Below are 1,319 nucleotides of genomic sequence, written 5' to 3' on the forward strand. Positions count from 1 at the left end.
TTAACCAGTGTGCATTGATGCAGAATTAGTGGTGCCCGGACTCGGAATCGAACCAAGGACACGGGGATTTTCAATCCTCTCTTCGCTAGCAAGTTGAATTATCGCAGTGTGAAATTAGTTTCTGCATCGAATTTGTACTCATCGAATACTTTATTCGAGTGTACACATGGAAAATATCGTCACAAAAGCCGCTACTGTTTCTAACAGTACTAAGCCTCGCGTTATCCCTATGGTCTCAACCAAAGGGGGCGAAGGTAAATCCACTCAAAGCGCCAACCTTGCCGGCTTCCTTGCCGATGCAGGTAAAAAAACTCTCCTCATCGATGGTGACCACTCCCAACCCACCGCAAGCAGCATTTTCTCTCTGGAATATGAAGCCCCCAACGGTTTGTATGAACTGTTGATGAAGACAGTCGATCTCAATCACCCCGAAGAAATCATCTCCCGTTCTGTTATCCCAAATTTAGACATCATCGTTTCCAACGATCCCCACGACCGTTTATCCTCTGCCATGTTGCATGCCCCTGATGGTCGTATGCGGCTGAAGAATGTTCTGCAGCACCCTTTGTTCAACGAGTACGACGTTATCGTTATTGACTCCAAAGGTGCAGCGTCTGTGATGCTCGAACTCATTCTTGTTGCCAGTACGGAGTTCGCCGTCGGTGTTATCAAGCCTATATTGCCGGATACGCGTGAGTTTCTGCGTGGCACATTGGGGTTGATGGAGGGATTATTGCCGCTGACCAGCTACGGTATTGCGTTACCGCGTATCCGTATTCTGACGAACTGCATGGAGTATACGAATCTGGATTGGCAGACCCTGAACAGTCTGCGCGGCATTATCGCAAACGGGCAGTATCTGCGTGCAGATACCTTCGACGTCTCCCTTCTCGACACCATCATCCCCAAGCTTGAAATTTACAAAATGGGGCATGCTTCCGGCCAACCTGTTCATCGTCTCGAAAGAACCACCACCCGTACATCAACGCTCGCTGCTGCTGACACTATGTATGAGCTGGCCTGCGAGTTGTTCCCTCACTGGGTTGCCGACTTCGACGTTCTGCGTCAGGAGGCAAATCAATGAAGGTTGATATGCATATACCTTATTCTTCAGATGCCGAGCAGGCCGTTCTCGGTGGCTTGATGTTGGATAACGAGCGTTGGGATGACATTCTTCCATTAGTTGGAGATCGTGATTTTTATCTGGCGGTACATCGTCGCATTTTCCAGGCTATGGCTCGCCTGATGGCTGTTCAGCAGCCGATTGATCTGATTACGCTCCATGAGTCACTGGAACAAAACGGTGAGCTCGAGCAGGT

General features: G+C 49.3%; 2 protein-coding genes. Both read left to right on the forward strand.

The window, feature by feature from the left end; translation table 11 throughout:
• Positions 1–166: 166 nt before the first annotated feature.
• On the forward strand, positions 167–1,084 hold the full coding sequence (locus AC4PR2_RS28890; RefSeq protein ID WP_492176046.1) for a ParA family protein: 918 nt from the start codon (positions 167–169) through the stop codon (positions 1,082–1,084).
• Positions 1,081–1,319, forward strand: a 239-nt coding sequence (locus AC4PR2_RS28895) for a DnaB-like helicase N-terminal domain-containing protein (RefSeq protein ID WP_492176047.1), incomplete at its 3' end; no start/stop codon positions are given. The genes AC4PR2_RS28890 and AC4PR2_RS28895, both read left to right, overlap by 4 nt.

The sequence above is a fragment of the Serratia sp. A07 genome (assembly GCF_058725505.1).